Below are 15,000 nucleotides of genomic sequence, written 5' to 3'. Positions count from 1 at the left end.
ATCAGCTCGATCTTGGCCCAATGCTTCAACGAATTCAGCACACTGTGGTAAGCATCCGTGTAAAAGCCTTCCTGCATATAACGTTTGGCTTCCACGTACATCCATAGAAAATGTGAAAATTCATACAGCATCTTCCGGTCCCTTAGCGGCTGCCTGAATTCAATGAAATCTTGGCGAAGCTGCGCCAGCCGGGCATACGGATCGTGAACGATCTCTCCCTCCATGAAACATTTCACCAGGTCCCCCTTCTCGCCGGCCACCAGCCAACGCCGAAGCGAGCCCAAACTGACATGCAGCACTTGGCAGCGCAGTTCCCCTGCCATCGTATGTTCTACGGTTAACGGTTTATCTTCTTGTTCGCGAACGATTAGTATAATAAGATCAAAGTCATGCAGCAGCGATCCATCAAATTTATGACCCTCTTGGCGAAAAATAATAGTTCCCATGGCATCGACATAAACCGACTCTCCATAAAAAAAGGACAAATTGGACAAATTCACGTCTCCCTCCATGCATTCCTTGGCGAAAATGAGCCAATTCAGTTATAATATACTTCTACATGTCCATGTCAGTTCCTTCTTTTTGTAAATACAACAAATTTGATGATAGGAGCTAAAGATTCATGATTTTCAATCAAGCGAAAATTAACGCTTTTCGTCTTTGGGGCCTGCTGCTGACGATGCTGGGTATGGGTCTGATGGTTCTGGGGACGGCCGGTATCGTATTTTGGGGACATGCCGGTAAGGTGTTCGCAGCCATCGGTCTTGTGATTGGCCTGATTTCCATGATGGGCAGCCTCGGCATATATTTCTGGGCCGGCATGCTGTCAACCAGCGCGCTGCAGCTCGAATGTCCGGAATGTCACAAATTGACCAAAATGCTCGGAAAAACCGACCGCTGCATGTTCTGCCGCACGATCCTGACGCTGGATCCTAACCAGGCGAATATTACTCCTGAAGAGCTGCAAGCCGCTCAGCAAGGCCAGGGAGCCCAAGCAACGCCGCATCATCATTAAATACAAAAAAAACCGGTACGACCTGATCACAGGCTGTACCGGTTTTTTATTACATAAAGTATAAGTGCTGATTCAATAAGGTAATTACTGCTGTATTCCTTTTAACACTTTCCAGGCATCCTCCGTCCCGAAGCTTCGCGTCCATGCCGCAACGCCGCCCAATTTGAGCGACTTGGCCAAGTCCACTCTCGCCTGCAGGGATACCGCGTCTTCAATCCATATTTTTTTCAGGACTCCGTCTTCCTTATACTCCACATAATGCTGCTTCACGTCTTCCAGATACTTCGGCTTCAGTTTCTTTTCGGCCAAAATATCTTTGACGGTCTTCATGCCGACCGCTTTGGAGGACACTTCGACTTTCCCGTTCTTGCTCGCTTCCGACCAGATCCGCGTATACAACGGCACGGCCAGTATCAACTTCTGTGGCGGCACGTCGTCCTCATCCAGGATCTTTCGCGCAGCCGCTTCCGCCCAAGGGAGGGAAGAAACCGAGCCGGCTTCCGGACTTGATGCCCAATGCTCATCGTAAGCCATCAGCATAATAAAATCCGCGGCTTCGCTCAGTGCACTGCGGTCCAGAAATTTAGACCACAGCTCGCTGCTTGATTTCGGCGTGACGTCAACCGATAAGATCAGTCCTCGATCCTGTGCCAGCGGCTTCAATTCACGCACAAACTGCGTAATATTGGGGCCGTCCTTCGTTTTTACATTTTCAAAATCGATGTTGATCCCGTCCAGATGATACATCTGCGCCAGCTCCAGCAGCTGGCTGATCGTATTCAGCCGCGTTTCGTAGGTGGCCATCGCGCTCGTAGTTATGTCCGCATCGAAGCTGTTATTGATCAGCCCCCATACCTCCATCTTGCGGGCGTGGGCTTTATTCACATAGGCCATATCCGCATTGCTGCGCACGTTGCCCTTGCCGTCGATAATGCTGAACCAGGTCGGGCTGACGACGTTGACACCGTTCAGTCCGTCCAATACGGCCGGATCGGGTTTGTTCTGATAGACTGCTTCCCACGCCAGGTTGACGGGCTTGCCTTTCCAGCTGCGCTCCGCCCGGGTTGGCGGGATAGGCGGAATTTCGATCGTCTTTGTGTCCCCAAGTGAGACTTCATCCTTGCGGACATACCCGCTGTAGCCGTTATCCATCTGGGCGAAATACCAGGATCCCTTCGAATCCCAAATCCGCAGAGGGGTACCACCCTTCATGTCAGCCAGAATCGGCGAGTGAATGGAATCCCCTTGTCTGAGCTTCACCTTATCGTCAGGCTGGCCTTTGGCCGCCCCCATCTGGATGGTATCCCCGGCTTTCATCAAAATGACGGCACCCGTAGCGGCATCCTCATGGATGTTAACCCCGTACAGTTCCTTAAGCGGCTGAATCGGCATGTACGGCACGCCGTCCTTTTCCTCCGGAGCAAACCGGAGCTCAACCGGCTTGTTGTTCAGCTGCGCTTTTTTCTGTCCTGTCTGCAGCCGCATGACCCGTACTGGCGTCGTCAAAATGATGGACTGGGTCCCTGATTCATATCGAATCGTCGGATCCACCACCTTCTGCAGTACCGGCAGCGGAAGCATCAGCTGTTCACCGGCTCCTTCGGCTGGTTCTGCCTGAAGCTTCCCTTCCACGAAAATAGGCTTGTCCATGCCGCGCCAATCCGGTTTTTCATGCAAAGGATTCGGTAGAATTTCGGTCACCGTCAGATAGGCCCCGGCAATGATCAGGCACAAGCCCAGGAATATCGTAAAGCGCCTCCCCGCTGAGGGGCGGCGTCTGCGTCTTCTTCTGTTCACTCGCTAATCCTCCGTCATTTTATTCAAATTATGCCTTCCGGTAGGTTCCGGATGATCGGAAAGTGCTGCCTGAAAAACAAAAACGTGAAGAATCCTTTGCAGGAGTCCGCACGTTTCAAAAATCATTGTTCTTTGCAAGAACTGCATATCCCATAAAGCTCCATCCTCAAGTCCTTGACCTTGAATCCAGTGCTCTGTTCCGCTGTATGCTCCACATCCTTCAGGGAAGGATACATGAAATCTTCAATTTTGCCGCATTTCTCGCAGATCACGTGGAAGTGATCCGACACGTTGGCATCAAAGCGGCTCGAATTATCTCCATAGGTCAGCTCATGGACCATTCCCGCTTCCATAAACATCTTCAAATTGTTATATACGGTCGCGACGCTCATGCTCGGAAACTTGGGCTCGAGTGCGCGGTATATCTCATCCGCCGTCGGATGGTTCATGGACTCCATCAAATAGGCCAAAATCGCATGACGTTGGGGCGTAATCCGAACACCTGTTGCCTTCAGTTGTTCTAGTGCATGTTGGACTCGCGTAGACATGATTCCCACCGCCTTTAATGTTTTAACATAGTCGTTAATAACTTTATTGTACGTTTATCTTTTGAGCTTTGTCAACGGACCCCGCCCCACAGAAGCCGTTAAAGCTTCCATGTTCATCCTTTTCTAATATTTATTCACATTTAGTTCGCTATTGCCTTCGACATGAATCGTATAGTCACCGGTGCCGATCTCGCCGGTAATGCTCTTCTTGTCCACGACAAACTCGGGGAACATATTATGAATATCGCCATAGCTGATCGTCCCGTCAATAGCGTAGTTGCCTTCCCCAGGCAAATCAAGGATAAGCTCCCCGACAGCGCTGTAGATGTCCCAGTTTCCGCCGACGGAGTTCGATCTTGCCGTAATATCGCCGTTGAGCGACTCTGCCGTCAAATCCGATTTGATGTCATCCACATAAATGTTGCCGTTCTTGGTGCTTACGTTGATTCTTCCCTGGGCCCGAATAACCGACAGATTCCCGACCTGGGATGTCAGCGCAACAGAATCGGAAACATCGATCGCCTCCATATTCCCCCGGTTGGTCGTGAGATCAACCGAGCCGGTAACGTTCGCGGCCTGAACGGCCCCGTTCAGCGTTTTTCCTTTAACCTGCCCAAGAATATGGTTCAGCTTAAGTTCGCCATTTGCACTTTCCAGCGTAATTTGCTCAATGGCCTCAACATTATTCAAAGTAATACCGCCGTTCATCGTCCGGACGGAAAAATTAAAGCGGCGGTCTTCCGGCAGCGTAATGGTCAGGTTCATCCGCGGCTGCCTTTTGCCGGATTGCCCGTAAGCCTTGCCTTTGGTTTGGATCGTAACGGTGGTTCCGTCGCTGACATCAACCGTGGATTCCTGCCCGATCACATCCGCTTCCGGCCCCGTAATCTGATCCACCCACATCTCGGTGTCCACCCGAATGTCGTCCACAGGTCCCCGCTGCAGCAGAATATCGCCATTAATATTGTCGACATTCACCGCTTGGGTCTCGAAGGCGACAGGAATCGAAATCGGGTCCTTATCAAACCGCTTACCCTTAGCCTCACTATAGTCCACACCAGCCGCCGTCAAATTCAAACTGACCTTATTCCACAAGTGAAGGTAGTGGTCTTGTTCGGTGACGACAAAGACGGAAGCCGACAGCAGTACGGCCACCAGCACTCCGCGGATATCCAGCCGGAAACGCCCCCAGCCGGGTGTTCGCGATTTCCGCATAAACCAGTACAGCACAATATATTCAGCACCCCACAGGACGGCCAGCAGCGGCCACCATTTTAGCAGGAGCAGCATGTATTCGGTCCCTTGAACCGCATCCGTCAACAGCAGTGCACCGGTCACAACCAGCAGCAGCACGGCAGTAAAACGCCCCACCCGCAATTTGGGTTTTCGGTTCACGTTGTCGATCACCTCTTTCCACGCTGCAGCACGGCCATAAAATCAGGCTATGGTGCAGCGGTTCATCTTCCACGTCTTTGGTTTAAAAACAGGAGCGTCTCCCGAAGCCCGAAAAACAAACCAAGGACGATCAAAACGACCGCAGCCACGGTTTGTCCGTACTGTTCAATAAACATGCCAAGCCATTTGGGCTTCTGATAAAAGGCGATCATCAGCAGCCCGCCGGCAACCAGATATACGCCGAAAGCGATGCTGCGTTCCAAGGCAAAGGGATGCGCCCGTTCCGTCTCCTCTTCATCCGGCAGCTCAAGCCCAGCCCTTCTCCGATGATAAATCACATAATCCGCAGCTTGAAGCACATCATAAACGCTATAAAAATAAGCGACAGGAAATAAAAGCGCGAGCAAAATAAGCAATGGCACGTTGATCTGGATGCCGATGGAAGAAAAATAGAGCAGCGCCGACGCATCTAGCATCAATGCGAATATAAGAGAAATCCCTTTACGGTACAATCCCAGATAAATATGGCCGAGTCCCGGACAAATCGCTGCAAGAAGCCCTGCGGTAAATTTGCGCTTGCGGGAATACAGCCGGCGCTTGCGGACTCCCCGCTCCGCCTTGGAATAAATGCGTAACCGCCGTTTACCTTTCTGCGGTTCGTCCGCTGACTTTGTTGAGTGACGTCCGGCAGAATGCATGCTTGCAGCTCCTTTCTTTAAATGGTCTGGCCGAGTCCTTTTTCCTGATAGTACCCTATTCTGTCCCCTAATTAACAGGTCAATATCTGGATTATCCGGCCTGTCAAAGCAAAAACCCCCGGTCACCCGGGAGCTTTCGGCGTTTTTGTCAGTCTAGGGACACCAGTGTAATTCCTTCCAGCTTCCGGATTTGCGAAGCCAGCTGCAGCGGATCAAAGGAATGCTTGATCAAGACGTGCATCGAGATCTCAAGCGTGGTGGAGGGAGGCTCCAGCTCAAAGGGCGCGGCTGCACTCCGTTCATTAATAATCAATTTTTTCACGGCGATACCTTCCGCCTGCACCAATTCCGAGATCGATTCAAGCAGCCCCGGAACCGAAACGGCGTGGAACGTGAACAGGTGGAGCTTGCTCCCTTTGATATAACGCTGCTCCAGCTTATTAAATACCACGAGCGTCAGTAATATAAGCAGCGTGGCAGCGACGGACGCGAAATAAAATCCGGCGCCGACAGACAAGCCGACCGCAGCGACGACCCACACGGAAGCCGCCGTCGTTAAACCGGTAATGGATTTACCGGTAAACAGAATCGTTCCGGCTCCCAGGAATCCGATCCCCGTAATGACAGCCGATGCCAAACGGGCAGGGTCGATCCGGATGTTCACCTCGTGAACAAATTCGGAGAAGCCGTAAATAGACAGCATAATAATTAACGCCGATCCCATGCACACTAAAATATGAGTTCGGAGTCCAGCCGCGTGGTTGGACCGCTCACGCTCCAGACCGACCAATCCGCCGAGCAGCATAGACAGCAGCAAACGCAGCAAAATATGCACATTATCGATATACCATGGATCCTGCAAGGGTCAACCTCTCCCATTCTGCTGAGGTATTTATTGTGACGATTCGGACGTTCTGTGAAAGGTCGTCAGTTCCACGCCCGGGGCTACCTCGTACCGGTCAAAAGGAACAAAGCCGTATTTGGTGTACAGCGCCACAGCCGGCGTGTTTTTGGTTCCCGTGGACACGATGAACAAGGGAACATCCGGATGAAGATCCAGCACGTGTTGAATCAAGCTGCCCGCAATCCCCTTGCGGAAATGATCGGGATGAACCATCATCCGGCTGATCGTAATCGTATCCGGCACTTCCTGCTCCGTTGCTACCGCTCCGATAAGTTCTCCGTCCTCATTTAGGCATCCGTAAAAATCCTCTTTACACTTACGTATCGTTTCATGGGTATCCATCAGCGGCGGAATATCGCGGAACCCGATCCGCTCCGCCTCCAGCCGGTAAGCCATATGCTGCAGACGCCAGATCTGATCGACCATGTCCTCGTCATCAAGAAACAGTCTGTTTATCATATTCGGAACCACCTCGAGCGCATGCGCGAAAATGAAAATGAATGCTAAATCAAAGGGGCTTGTCACACGGACAAGCCCCAAGGGAAGCTCAAGCTTTTATTGGCTCAATATTTCGGCCAGCAGCTTGTTGACAAGCGCAGGGTTGGCTTTGCCCTTGCTCTCCTTCATGACCTGGCCGACCAGGAAGCCGATCGCTTTCTGCTTGCCTGCCTTGAAGTCCTCAACGGATTGCGGATTTGCCGCGACAACCTGCTCGACGATCGTTTTGATCGCGCCTTCGTCGCTGATCTGCACAAGTCCTTTTTCCTCGACGATCTGCTGTGGCAGCTTGCCGGATTCGAGCATTTCCTTGAATACCGTTTTGGCGATTTTGCTGCTGATCGTGCCCTTCTCGATCAATCCGATCATTTCACCGAGACCGCGGCCGGTAATTTTGAGGGCCGGCAACTCCAGGCCGGTACTGTTCAAGTATCCGAGGAGGTCGCCCATAATCCAGTTGGAAACCGCTTTGGCATCCTTTGTATAGTTCAGGCTGTCCTCGAAAAAGTCCGCCAGCGGCTTCGAAGATGTAATGACGCCCGCATCATAGCTCGGGAGGCCGTATTCGGAAGTATAGCGCGCCTGCCGGGCATCCGGAAGCTCGGGAATCGTCGCGCGGATGCGCTCCTTCCAGGCTTCATCGATATGAAGTCTGACGAGGTCGGGATCCGGGAAATAGCGGTAGTCATGCGCTTCTTCCTTGCTGCGCATCGACAGCGTCTTGCCGGCGGCCTCGTCCCAGCGGCGTGTCTCCTGCACAACTTTGCCGCCGTCGTCCAAAATTTCCGCCTGGCGGTACTCCTCGTACTCCAGGCCCCGCTGAACGCCGCGGAAGGAGTTCATGTTCTTCAGCTCCGCGCGGGTGCCGAATTCCTTTTGCCCCACCGGACGGATACTGATATTCGCGTCGCAGCGCATGGAGCCTTCCTCCATCTTCACGTCGGAAACCTCGCAGTACTGCATAATCGCGCGGAGCTTCTCCAGGTAGGCTCTCGCCTCTTCCGGCGACGAAATGTCAGGTTCGGACACGATTTCGACAAGCGGCGTTCCGACGCGGTTAAAGTCGACCAGTGACGCAAATCCTCCGTCGACGTGCGTCAGCTTGCCCGCATCTTCTTCCAGGTGAAGGCGGGTAATGCCGATCCGTTTGGTCCGGCCGTCGACTTCGATGTCGATCCAGCCGTTCTCGCCGATCGGCTGGTCGTACTGGGAAATCTGATAAGCCTTGGGCGAATCGGGATAGAAGTAGTTTTTACGGTCGAATTTGCTCACATCGGCGATCGTGCAGTTCAGCGCCATGGCTGCTTTCATCGCGTAGTCGACAGCCTGACGGTTCAGAACAGGCAGTACGCCGGGATGTCCGAGGCAAATCGGGCACGTATGCGTGTTGGGCGGCGCGCCGAATTCGGTGGAGCAGCCGCAGAAAATTTTCGACTTGGTATGCAGTTCGACATGGACTTCCAGTCCAATGACAGTTTCGTATTTGGTTGATGACATATTGTTCTTGCTCCCTCCTGGTCCCGCCTGAGATTACAGCTTCGGCTGCAGCTTATGATGTTCGGTGTTCTGCTCATACGCGTGGGCGACGCGCAGCACCGTCGATTCGTCAAAGGCTTTGCCGATGATCTGCAGGCCGACCGGCAGCCCGTCCGCCAGTCCGCAAGGAACGCTGATCGCGGGGACGCCGGCGAGGCTGACCGGAATGGTCAAAATATCGTTCAGATACATCGTCAGCGGATCATCCACCTGGGACCCCAGCTTGAACGCCGTCGTCGGTGCGGTTGGTCCGATAATAATGTCGTAGTTCTCAAAGACGTTGTCGAAGTCCTGCTTAATAAGCGTACGGGCTTTTTGAGCCTTCAGGTAATAGGCGTCATAGTAACCCGAGCTCAGCGCGTAGGTGCCGAGCATAATCCGGCGCTTGACTTCCGGACCGAAGCCTTTGCTTCTCGACTCGTGGTACAAATCGATCAGGCTGCCAGCATGGTCGGCACGGGTGCCGTAGCGGACGCCGTCGAAACGCGCGAGGTTGGAAGACGCCTCCGACGAGGCGAGAAGATAATACGTTGCCACCGCGTATTCGGTATGCGGCAGGGACACTTCCTCCCACACGGCTCCGAGATCTTCCAGCACCTTCAATGCGGCCAGAATTTTTTCTTTCACGGCCGGGTCGATCCCTTCGCCCATATACTCCTTCGGCACCGCGATGCGCAGGCCGCGGACATCTCCGGTCAATGCGCTCAGATAGTCCGGAATATCGACATTTGCTGATGTCGAATCCATATGGTCATGGCCGGCGATGGCCTGGAGGACGTAAGCGGAGTCCTCCACGTTCTTGGTCAGCGGGCCGATCTGGTCCAGCGAGGACGCGAAAGCCACAAGCCCGAAGCGGGAAACAAGGCCGTAAGTCGGCTTCAATCCGACTATGCCGCAGTAGGACGCAGGCTGGCGGATCGATCCTCCGGTGTCCGATCCGAGCGTAAAGTAAGCTTCGCCAGCGGCCACCGCCGCGGCCGAGCCGCCGCTGGATCCGCCAGGCACGCGGTCCAGGTCCCACGGATTGCGGACCGGCCGGAAGCTGGAATTTTCGTTCGAGCCGCCCATGGCGAACTCGTCCATATTCAGTTTGCCCAGCGTAACCGCATCCGCCTCACGCAGCTTGCGCGTCACGGTTGCATCATAGACCGGGGTGAAATTCGCCAGGAACTGGCTGGCACAAGTCGTGCGCAAGCCTTCCGTCACGATATTATCCTTAATTCCGGCAGGCAGGCCGAAGAGCAGGCCCCGCGGCTGACCGGACGCCAGTTTGTCGTCGAGCCGGCGGGCTGTGTTCCGTGCCTCCTCCTCATTCAACGTCAAAAAAGCCCCGATGCGTTCGTCCCGCTCGGCGATGACCTGAAATGACTGGTCAACAAGCTCCTGCACGGACAGCTCCTTAGCATGCAGCTTGTTATGTAATTCTTGCAATGTATGGTTAAACAGGCTCAAATGAATACTCCTCCCTTCAATGATTAGCCGCTAATCCAAGACAGCTGGCACTTTAAATTGTCCGTCTTCCTCTTCAGGCGCGTTGACCATAACTTTCTCGATCGGCAGACTGTCTTTCGCTTCATCCTCGCGCATCACATTGCTGAGATGCAGCACATGCGTCGTCGGCTCCACACCGTCGGTATCGAGTTCATTCAATTTCTCGGCATATTGTAAAATGGCGTTCAGCTGCTCGGTCAGCATCTGCTCTTCTTCGGGTGTGAAATTGAGCCGGGCCAGCTTGGCCACATGCTGAACGTCTTGATTGGTAATACTCATCAGCGGTTCCTCCTTGTTCCTTCTTATCTAAGCATCCCTGCGGCATTCCATCCGGATCCGATTCAGCGAAGCAGCTTGTCCTGAAGCAGCCCGGAATTCGCGGCTCCATAGCCGCAAAAACGCATGGATATGCCCTTGCAGACTGCTGGTGTTTAAAGGATTAAAGCCTCAGGATAACGTTTCTAATTATATTGTAGAACCGGGGAAGATTCAATGCACCCGGTCAAATTGAAACGCACCGATATGTTGCCGGCTGGCGCCTTATATCATTCCTTGGCTGAAGCCCCTGCCGATATACCTTTCACTTAAACGTCTATCGTCGTACATTCGAAGAAGACAAACCGCACTAGGCGGAAGATTTCTTGCGGATAAGGATGTCGTATCTCCGAAGTTAGAAGCCGAAATAAATGAGTGAACAGCTTTCAGCTTAGCTATATATCTTAAAACGCAAAAAAGAGCCGGCTAATAAGCCGACTCCTCTAAATCCAGGCGCGGAGATTTACCTGTTTGATAAATTCCGCCTGGGAGAGCACTTCAGGCGCAGTCTCTTCTTCCTTCTCATCTTGCTCAAGCTCGCCGTTCATAATCTGATGAAACAGCTTCTCGTTATATGTCGCAAGGGCGTAATCGATCAGCGCTTCCCGCGTGGTCATCTCAACTTCATGCTGTATGAGCAACTCTTCTGGCTCAACATCACTCGATGGCACGAAAAAGTTACGATTAATCTTCGGTACCCGAATTACGTAATCAAAAGCATTATCCGGGTTCCGGTCATAGGCAATCAGATAACCGTATTCCCCAATAGGAAGGTTCTGCTCAAAGGCGTCCGCGACGATTACAATTTTCTCCCCTAATTGCAGCATCGTCTACCTCCTAGATGTATGTCTTTCATTTGTCTGTATAGTCTACTAGAAAAACATAGACATGTAAAGCTGAAGAAAAAATATATATGGAGAAAAATAAAGTGAGATTAAATCTCCCAAAAATAAAAGAACGCAAACCGGGATCGGGCCACAGCTTGCGTGCTTCGCGAAAGTAACAAGGTTCATCAAATTAATCACATTGTATCAATCTTGTAACCGCTTGTCCAGACAAATTTGCTCAGAAATTGTCGGAAATGCTGACTCCCTATCGAAATCTATCCTTAACGGACATAGGGATTGTTCGCCCGCTCATAACCAATCGAGGTTTTAGGGCCATGGCCGGGATACACCTTCACGTCGTCCGGGAACGTGAACAGCGTATTTTGGATGGAGTCAAGCAGGTCCCTTTCTCTTCCCCCGTACAAATCGGTCCGTCCAACGCCAAGCTTGAACAGGACGTCGCCGGAAAAAAGGTCGTTTCCGCAGAGGAAGCTGACGCTTCCAGGCGAATGTCCAGGCGTATGGTAGACGGTAAACGTGCGGCCGATCAGCTGCAGCTGCTGGCCTTCATCCAGGCTGTATTCCGCGGGATCGGTCGCCAGCGGCGGAGTTACCTGCGGCCAGTTCTGCGAACCGTTCATCTTCGGGTTCACCAGCCATTCGCTTTCCAGGTCATGAAGGTATACCGGCGCCTTGGTCAGCTTGCGTACTTCGTCGACGCCGCCCATATGGTCGAAATGGGCATGGGTCAGCAGAATGGCTTCGATCTCGAGACCCTCAATGTGCCGGATCAGCGGAGCGGGATTCATGCCGGGATCAATGATGATCGCGCGGCCGGGATCGTCGCCGGTCAGGACATAACAATTGGTTTCCAGCGGTCCGAGGCTAAAGGATCGGATGTTCAGCATGGCCTCAGATCAAAATCCGGAAATCAGTTCACGCAGCTCTTTGATGATCGAGGCGTGAAAGCCCGTTCCTTCCCCGTAAGCTTCGACGATCTGTTTGCGGGTAACCGCCAGGTTGTCCTGATAGTCGGCAGCTTCCCGGTCCGGATTGTTCTGTTTGAATTCGACCATGAACTTTTGAACGTGAGCCGGACGCGGCCCCCAGGTGCCCAAGACGTATCCGCCCGTATCCGCAAAAATGACCACAGGCACACTCCGGCCGCCCATCGTCAAATACTGGTCCATCAAATCAAAATTCTCTTCCAGAATAAACACCTCGACCGGAATTTCCGCCGCTTCCAGCGCCCGGAATACGACCGGAACGTTGCGAACAACGTCACCACACCAATCGGCAGCCAGGATCAGCACGCGGAGGTCGTCGCGGAACTTCAGGCTTTCAAAAAACTCCCTGTCGCCTTCATCGCTCCACGCAAACTGCTCGTAACCGTTCTTGAAAGCCTCCTGGTTTTTCTGCATGCCGCTCACGAACTGTTCGGGGGAAATCCCGCGATTCAAATAATCCGCCACATTTTTAGCCATTAGTGAACGCCTCTCTTCCTTCTGTTATTGATCCATTTAATCAGAAAATACACGATCAGCAGCGCCAGCGCAATGAGCAGAATCGGCGTTATGTATGGAGCCGCCTTCTCATCGATATTTTTCCACTGGTCTCCGAGCAGGTAACCAAGATATACAAACAATGCGGACCAAGGAATGACAGCCAGGGTGGTCAGCAGCGTAAACCGTCCGAGATTCATCCGGGAGATACCCGCAGGGATGGAAATGGCATGCCTTGCCACCGGGATGAACCGGGCCGTGAAAATAACGCCTGTCCCGTATTTGTTGAACCATTCCTCCGCGTAATCGATATGTTTTTTATGAATGAAAATGTATTTCCCGTACTTCTCCAGCACCGGGCGTCCTCCGTAGCGGCCGATCCAATAGATGAACAGCTGCGCGATCACGCCGCCAACCGTTCCAAAAACAACCGCGCCGATATAGTTGATATGGCCCGACGACACCAGAAACCCTCCGTACGCCAGCACAATCTCGCTGGGAATAACCTCGATCATCAGACCCAGCATAATTCCGAAATAGCCCAGACTTTGAATCCAGTCAAATAACTGATTAATGATATCCGATATAAAATGCACGCCGGCCCCCACTTCCCCAATGTACTCTTCTACTTCAAAGCTATTCTAGCACAGGGATGGACATGACTTCTACTTGGTGCCCAATCTGCTCCCGCCGGTGTCTTCACGGGAAAAAGCAGCATATGGTGTGGGTAAAGGAGTGAGTCAGATGCCCCAGATCCCGCAAAACAAAAAGGCCGCCCTGCCAACGGCTCGCGGCATCCGCAGGAAATGCAGCAATGAGCTCTACCGGGCGATCAAGCGAATGAAGGTGCATATTCCGGCAGATCTGGTCAAACAGGGGGAAGCGATGTACTACCGCAAAGTAGTAGGCAACCTCATATGGATTCATGAAAACCGGAGCAACCGCAAGGTGCAGTGCGACTGGTGGGACAAAGAAGTCTGTCCGGAGCTCGCCGAGCTGTGGCAGCTGGATCCGGGCAGGCTCAGCAGCGCGTTCCGTGATGCTTACGGCGGGTAACGTTAGGTCCACCCGCCTAACAGCCATTGGGGCAACGCGCACCATCGGGGCAGCCGGGCTTCATTACGGCTGTCCCCCCCTTTCAGCGCCAAAAGGAATAACACCTACGCACGCCAGGAAAAGGCAAATCAGTGACACAAACCAGGAAGCGTCCGAACCGTTTGCATCCGGCTCCCCGCATACTGTCATTCCACCGTCCACCGAGCCCTCACGCCGGACAAAGCCGCAAGCTGCCTGCCCCATTCCCTGGCCTCGAACGTTAGGGCAAACTCCCGGTCATTACGAATGACCCGGAGCCGGGTGTCCTCCGCAGCGCGGGCGTAATCGTGGTACAGCCCGAAGCCATAGCGGGCGATGCGCCGGGCCTCCGTTTCATGCCCGGCGGTATACTCGGCCCGCGCGAGCTGCAGCAGGCACTCCAAGCTGCGCGTCCGCTCCCCTGCATTGTATTTATCCCGGCGGAGCGCAGCGCCGGTCCAATAAATAGCCTCTTCCGCATCGCCCCGCCGGCCGGCATTGTCGGCCAGAGCCCACAGCAGCCCGGGATGATGCGGCGCATAGGCGAGGCTGCGGCGGAGGATGACCTCGGCTGCAGGCGGCGGGACAAGCCCGGCCAAATCCAGGGCGGCCGAATAGTCCGCCGGATTCCACCGCAGCGATGAGGCAAGGCGGGCTGCTGCCTGGTTGTCGCGGCTTCTCAGCGCCTGCATATGCTCGGCGTGGCCCATATAGCCGCGGTACGCCAGGCAGGAGCTCCCTAAAGCGATGACAATCCAGAGGGACAGCAGCGCGGGGACGCGCCTGCGGATGCGCTCCGGCGGTGAAGCTGGAACGCCGTCGGTCTTCTTTCCCACGGGGGAATGCTCCGCCGCAGCCTGGGCAGCAAGCAGGAAAAACAGCAGCCACACCATCCCGTAGCTCCAATCGATATCGACTGCGCCGTGCAGGAGGAACACGATGTAGGAAGGCAGCAGGCGGCGGCATCTCCTGAAGATCAGCAGTCCGGCGGCGGCCAGCACGGAGGTCAGCAGGACGAGTCCGACGAGCCCTGTGTTCAGCAGCACATCCACGTACCCGCTGTGCATTTGGCTCCCGACATAGGGAGACGATTGAACTGCGCGGTAGGACAAGCGCCACGTATCGCCCCCTTGGCCCAGCAAGGGGGCCTCCTTCACCAGCGCCCAGGCGTCTTGGACCATCGCCTGGCGGGCAGACATCGTGCCGAACTTGTGCACGATGCGCTCCCGCACGGTGCCGAAGACCACGGCGGCACCAGCGGCCAGCAGCGCGCCGCCTGCCGCCGTGCCCAGGCGGCGGCGCCACGCGCCTGCGGCTTCGCCGCGCAGGCGCAGGAGCCATCGGCCGGCAAGCATGCTGCCGGCCCACAGCCCGGCCAGCGCGAGCAGGCCGGGCCACGG

General features: G+C 54.1%; 17 protein-coding genes (1 of these 17 only partly in view). 2 read left to right on the top strand and 15 right to left on the bottom strand.

Going from position 1 to position 15,000, the window contains the following annotated elements; translation table 11 throughout:
- Positions 1-500: the 5' portion of a nucleotidyltransferase-like protein gene (locus BCV73_RS32725; protein WP_089549871.1), read on the bottom strand. Its footprint begins 379 nt before the window's first position; the window shows 500 of its 879 coding nt (coding positions 1-500); it begins with the start codon at positions 498-500; the stop codon falls past the left edge of the window.
- 122 nt (positions 501-622) lie between these two features.
- On the opposite strand from BCV73_RS32725, the gene BCV73_RS32720 reads away from it, so the two are divergent.
- On the top strand, positions 623-1,015 hold the full coding sequence (locus tag BCV73_RS32720) for a DUF2614 family zinc ribbon-containing protein (RefSeq protein ID WP_076176014.1): 393 nt from the start codon (positions 623-625) through the stop codon (positions 1,013-1,015).
- Positions 1,016-1,099: 84 nt separating this feature from the next.
- Here BCV73_RS32720 and BCV73_RS32715 read toward each other — a convergent pair whose 3' ends face one another.
- The 13 genes from BCV73_RS32715 to uptA all read right to left on the bottom strand — a co-directional run bounded on the left by BCV73_RS32715 (position 1,100) and on the right by uptA (position 13,122).
- The gene (locus tag BCV73_RS32715) at positions 1,100-2,812 is read right to left on the bottom strand and encodes a glycosyl hydrolase family 18 protein (RefSeq protein ID WP_256993077.1); all 1,713 of its coding nucleotides are present in this window, start codon (positions 2,810-2,812) and stop codon (positions 1,100-1,102) included.
- Between the two features lie 122 nt (positions 2,813-2,934).
- The gene (gene perR, locus BCV73_RS32710; protein WP_076176019.1) at positions 2,935-3,360 is read right to left on the bottom strand and encodes a peroxide-responsive transcriptional repressor PerR; all 426 of its coding nucleotides are present in this window, start codon (positions 3,358-3,360) and stop codon (positions 2,935-2,937) included.
- A 123-nt stretch (positions 3,361-3,483) separates the two neighbouring features.
- A complete protein-coding gene (locus tag BCV73_RS32705) occupies positions 3,484-4,755 on the bottom strand; it encodes a DUF4097 family beta strand repeat-containing protein (protein WP_089549870.1) in 1,272 nt (423 codons plus the stop codon).
- 62 nt (positions 4,756-4,817) lie between these two features.
- The gene (locus BCV73_RS32700) at positions 4,818-5,453 is read right to left on the bottom strand and encodes a hypothetical protein (protein WP_089549869.1); all 636 of its coding nucleotides are present in this window, start codon (positions 5,451-5,453) and stop codon (positions 4,818-4,820) included.
- A 148-nt stretch (positions 5,454-5,601) separates the two neighbouring features.
- Positions 5,602-6,315, bottom strand: a complete 714-nt coding sequence (locus BCV73_RS32695; RefSeq protein WP_076176028.1) for an MgtC/SapB family protein — start codon at positions 6,313-6,315, stop codon at positions 5,602-5,604.
- Positions 6,316-6,345: 30 nt separating this feature from the next.
- Positions 6,346-6,816, bottom strand: coding sequence for a GNAT family N-acetyltransferase (locus BCV73_RS32690; protein WP_089549868.1), 471 nt, complete (start codon positions 6,814-6,816; stop codon positions 6,346-6,348).
- A 96-nt stretch (positions 6,817-6,912) separates the two neighbouring features.
- Positions 6,913-8,352 (bottom strand): Asp-tRNA(Asn)/Glu-tRNA(Gln) amidotransferase subunit GatB, encoded by a 1,440-nt coding sequence (gene gatB, locus BCV73_RS32685; RefSeq protein WP_076176032.1) that lies wholly within the window; start codon positions 8,350-8,352, stop codon positions 6,913-6,915.
- Positions 8,353-8,385: 33 nt separating this feature from the next.
- A complete protein-coding gene (gene gatA, locus BCV73_RS32680) occupies positions 8,386-9,843 on the bottom strand; it encodes an Asp-tRNA(Asn)/Glu-tRNA(Gln) amidotransferase subunit GatA (protein ID WP_089549867.1) in 1,458 nt (485 codons plus the stop codon).
- Between the two features lie 30 nt (positions 9,844-9,873).
- Positions 9,874-10,161 carry an Asp-tRNA(Asn)/Glu-tRNA(Gln) amidotransferase subunit GatC gene (gatC, locus tag BCV73_RS32675; RefSeq protein WP_089549866.1) on the bottom strand — a complete coding sequence of 96 codons (288 nt, stop codon included), beginning with the start codon at positions 10,159-10,161 and terminating at the stop codon, positions 9,874-9,876.
- 479 nt (positions 10,162-10,640) lie between these two features.
- The gene (locus tag BCV73_RS32670) at positions 10,641-11,024 is read right to left on the bottom strand and encodes an ATPase (protein ID WP_076176040.1); all 384 of its coding nucleotides are present in this window, start codon (positions 11,022-11,024) and stop codon (positions 10,641-10,643) included.
- 281 nt (positions 11,025-11,305) lie between these two features.
- Complete coding sequence (locus BCV73_RS32665; protein WP_089549865.1) at positions 11,306-11,932, bottom strand: MBL fold metallo-hydrolase; 627 nt, start codon at positions 11,930-11,932, stop codon at positions 11,306-11,308.
- Between the two features lie 9 nt (positions 11,933-11,941).
- Positions 11,942-12,508 carry a thioredoxin family protein gene (locus BCV73_RS32660; RefSeq protein WP_089549864.1) on the bottom strand — a complete coding sequence of 189 codons (567 nt, stop codon included), beginning with the start codon at positions 12,506-12,508 and terminating at the stop codon, positions 11,942-11,944.
- Positions 12,508-13,122: an undecaprenyl phosphate transporter UptA gene (uptA, locus tag BCV73_RS32655; RefSeq protein WP_076176260.1), complete on the bottom strand. Its 615-nt coding sequence runs from the start codon at positions 13,120-13,122 to the stop codon at positions 12,508-12,510. Before uptA ends, BCV73_RS32660 begins: the two co-directional genes overlap by 1 nt.
- Before the next feature lie 148 nt (positions 13,123-13,270).
- On the opposite strand from uptA, the gene BCV73_RS32650 reads away from it, so the two are divergent.
- A complete protein-coding gene (locus tag BCV73_RS32650; RefSeq protein WP_076176049.1) occupies positions 13,271-13,582 on the top strand; it encodes a dehydrogenase in 312 nt (103 codons plus the stop codon).
- 185 nt (positions 13,583-13,767) lie between these two features.
- On the opposite strand, the gene BCV73_RS32645 is transcribed toward BCV73_RS32650, so the two are convergent.
- Complete coding sequence (locus BCV73_RS32645) at positions 13,768-14,970, bottom strand: O-antigen ligase family protein (RefSeq protein ID WP_343220581.1); 1,203 nt, start codon at positions 14,968-14,970, stop codon at positions 13,768-13,770.
- Positions 14,971-15,000: the final 30 nt, after the last annotated feature.

Source organism: Paenibacillus sp. SSG-1 (assembly GCF_002224835.1).
Lineage (GTDB): Bacteria > Bacillota > Bacilli > Paenibacillales > Paenibacillaceae > Paenibacillus_AQ > Paenibacillus_AQ favisporus.
Note: the sequence above shows the minus strand (reverse complement) of the source record. Positions and strands in the feature narration are given on the sequence as shown.

Bases quoted from the DNA above. Each gene is read 5' to 3' on its own strand.
- perR (WP_076176019.1), bottom strand. From the start codon at position 3,360: ATGTCTACGCGAGTCCAACATGCACTAGAACAACTGAAGGCAACAGGT.
- BCV73_RS32650 (WP_076176049.1), top strand. From the start codon at position 13,271: ATGCCCCAGATCCCGCAAAACAAAAAGGCCGCCCTGCCAACGGCTCGC.
- gatC (WP_089549866.1), bottom strand. From the start codon at position 10,161: ATGAGTATTACCAATCAAGACGTTCAGCATGTGGCCAAGCTGGCCCGG.
- gatB (WP_076176032.1), bottom strand. From the start codon at position 8,352: ATGTCATCAACCAAATACGAAACTGTCATTGGACTGGAAGTCCATGTC.
- BCV73_RS32665 (WP_089549865.1), bottom strand. From the start codon at position 11,932: ATGCTGAACATCCGATCCTTTAGCCTCGGACCGCTGGAAACCAATTGT.
- BCV73_RS32720 (WP_076176014.1), top strand. From the start codon at position 623: ATGATTTTCAATCAAGCGAAAATTAACGCTTTTCGTCTTTGGGGCCTG.
- BCV73_RS32700 (WP_089549869.1), bottom strand. From the start codon at position 5,453: ATGCATTCTGCCGGACGTCACTCAACAAAGTCAGCGGACGAACCGCAG.
- BCV73_RS32690 (WP_089549868.1), bottom strand. From the start codon at position 6,816: ATGATAAACAGACTGTTTCTTGATGACGAGGACATGGTCGATCAGATC.
- BCV73_RS32660 (WP_089549864.1), bottom strand. From the start codon at position 12,508: ATGGCTAAAAATGTGGCGGATTATTTGAATCGCGGGATTTCCCCCGAA.
- BCV73_RS32670 (WP_076176040.1), bottom strand. From the start codon at position 11,024: ATGCTGCAATTAGGGGAGAAAATTGTAATCGTCGCGGACGCCTTTGAG.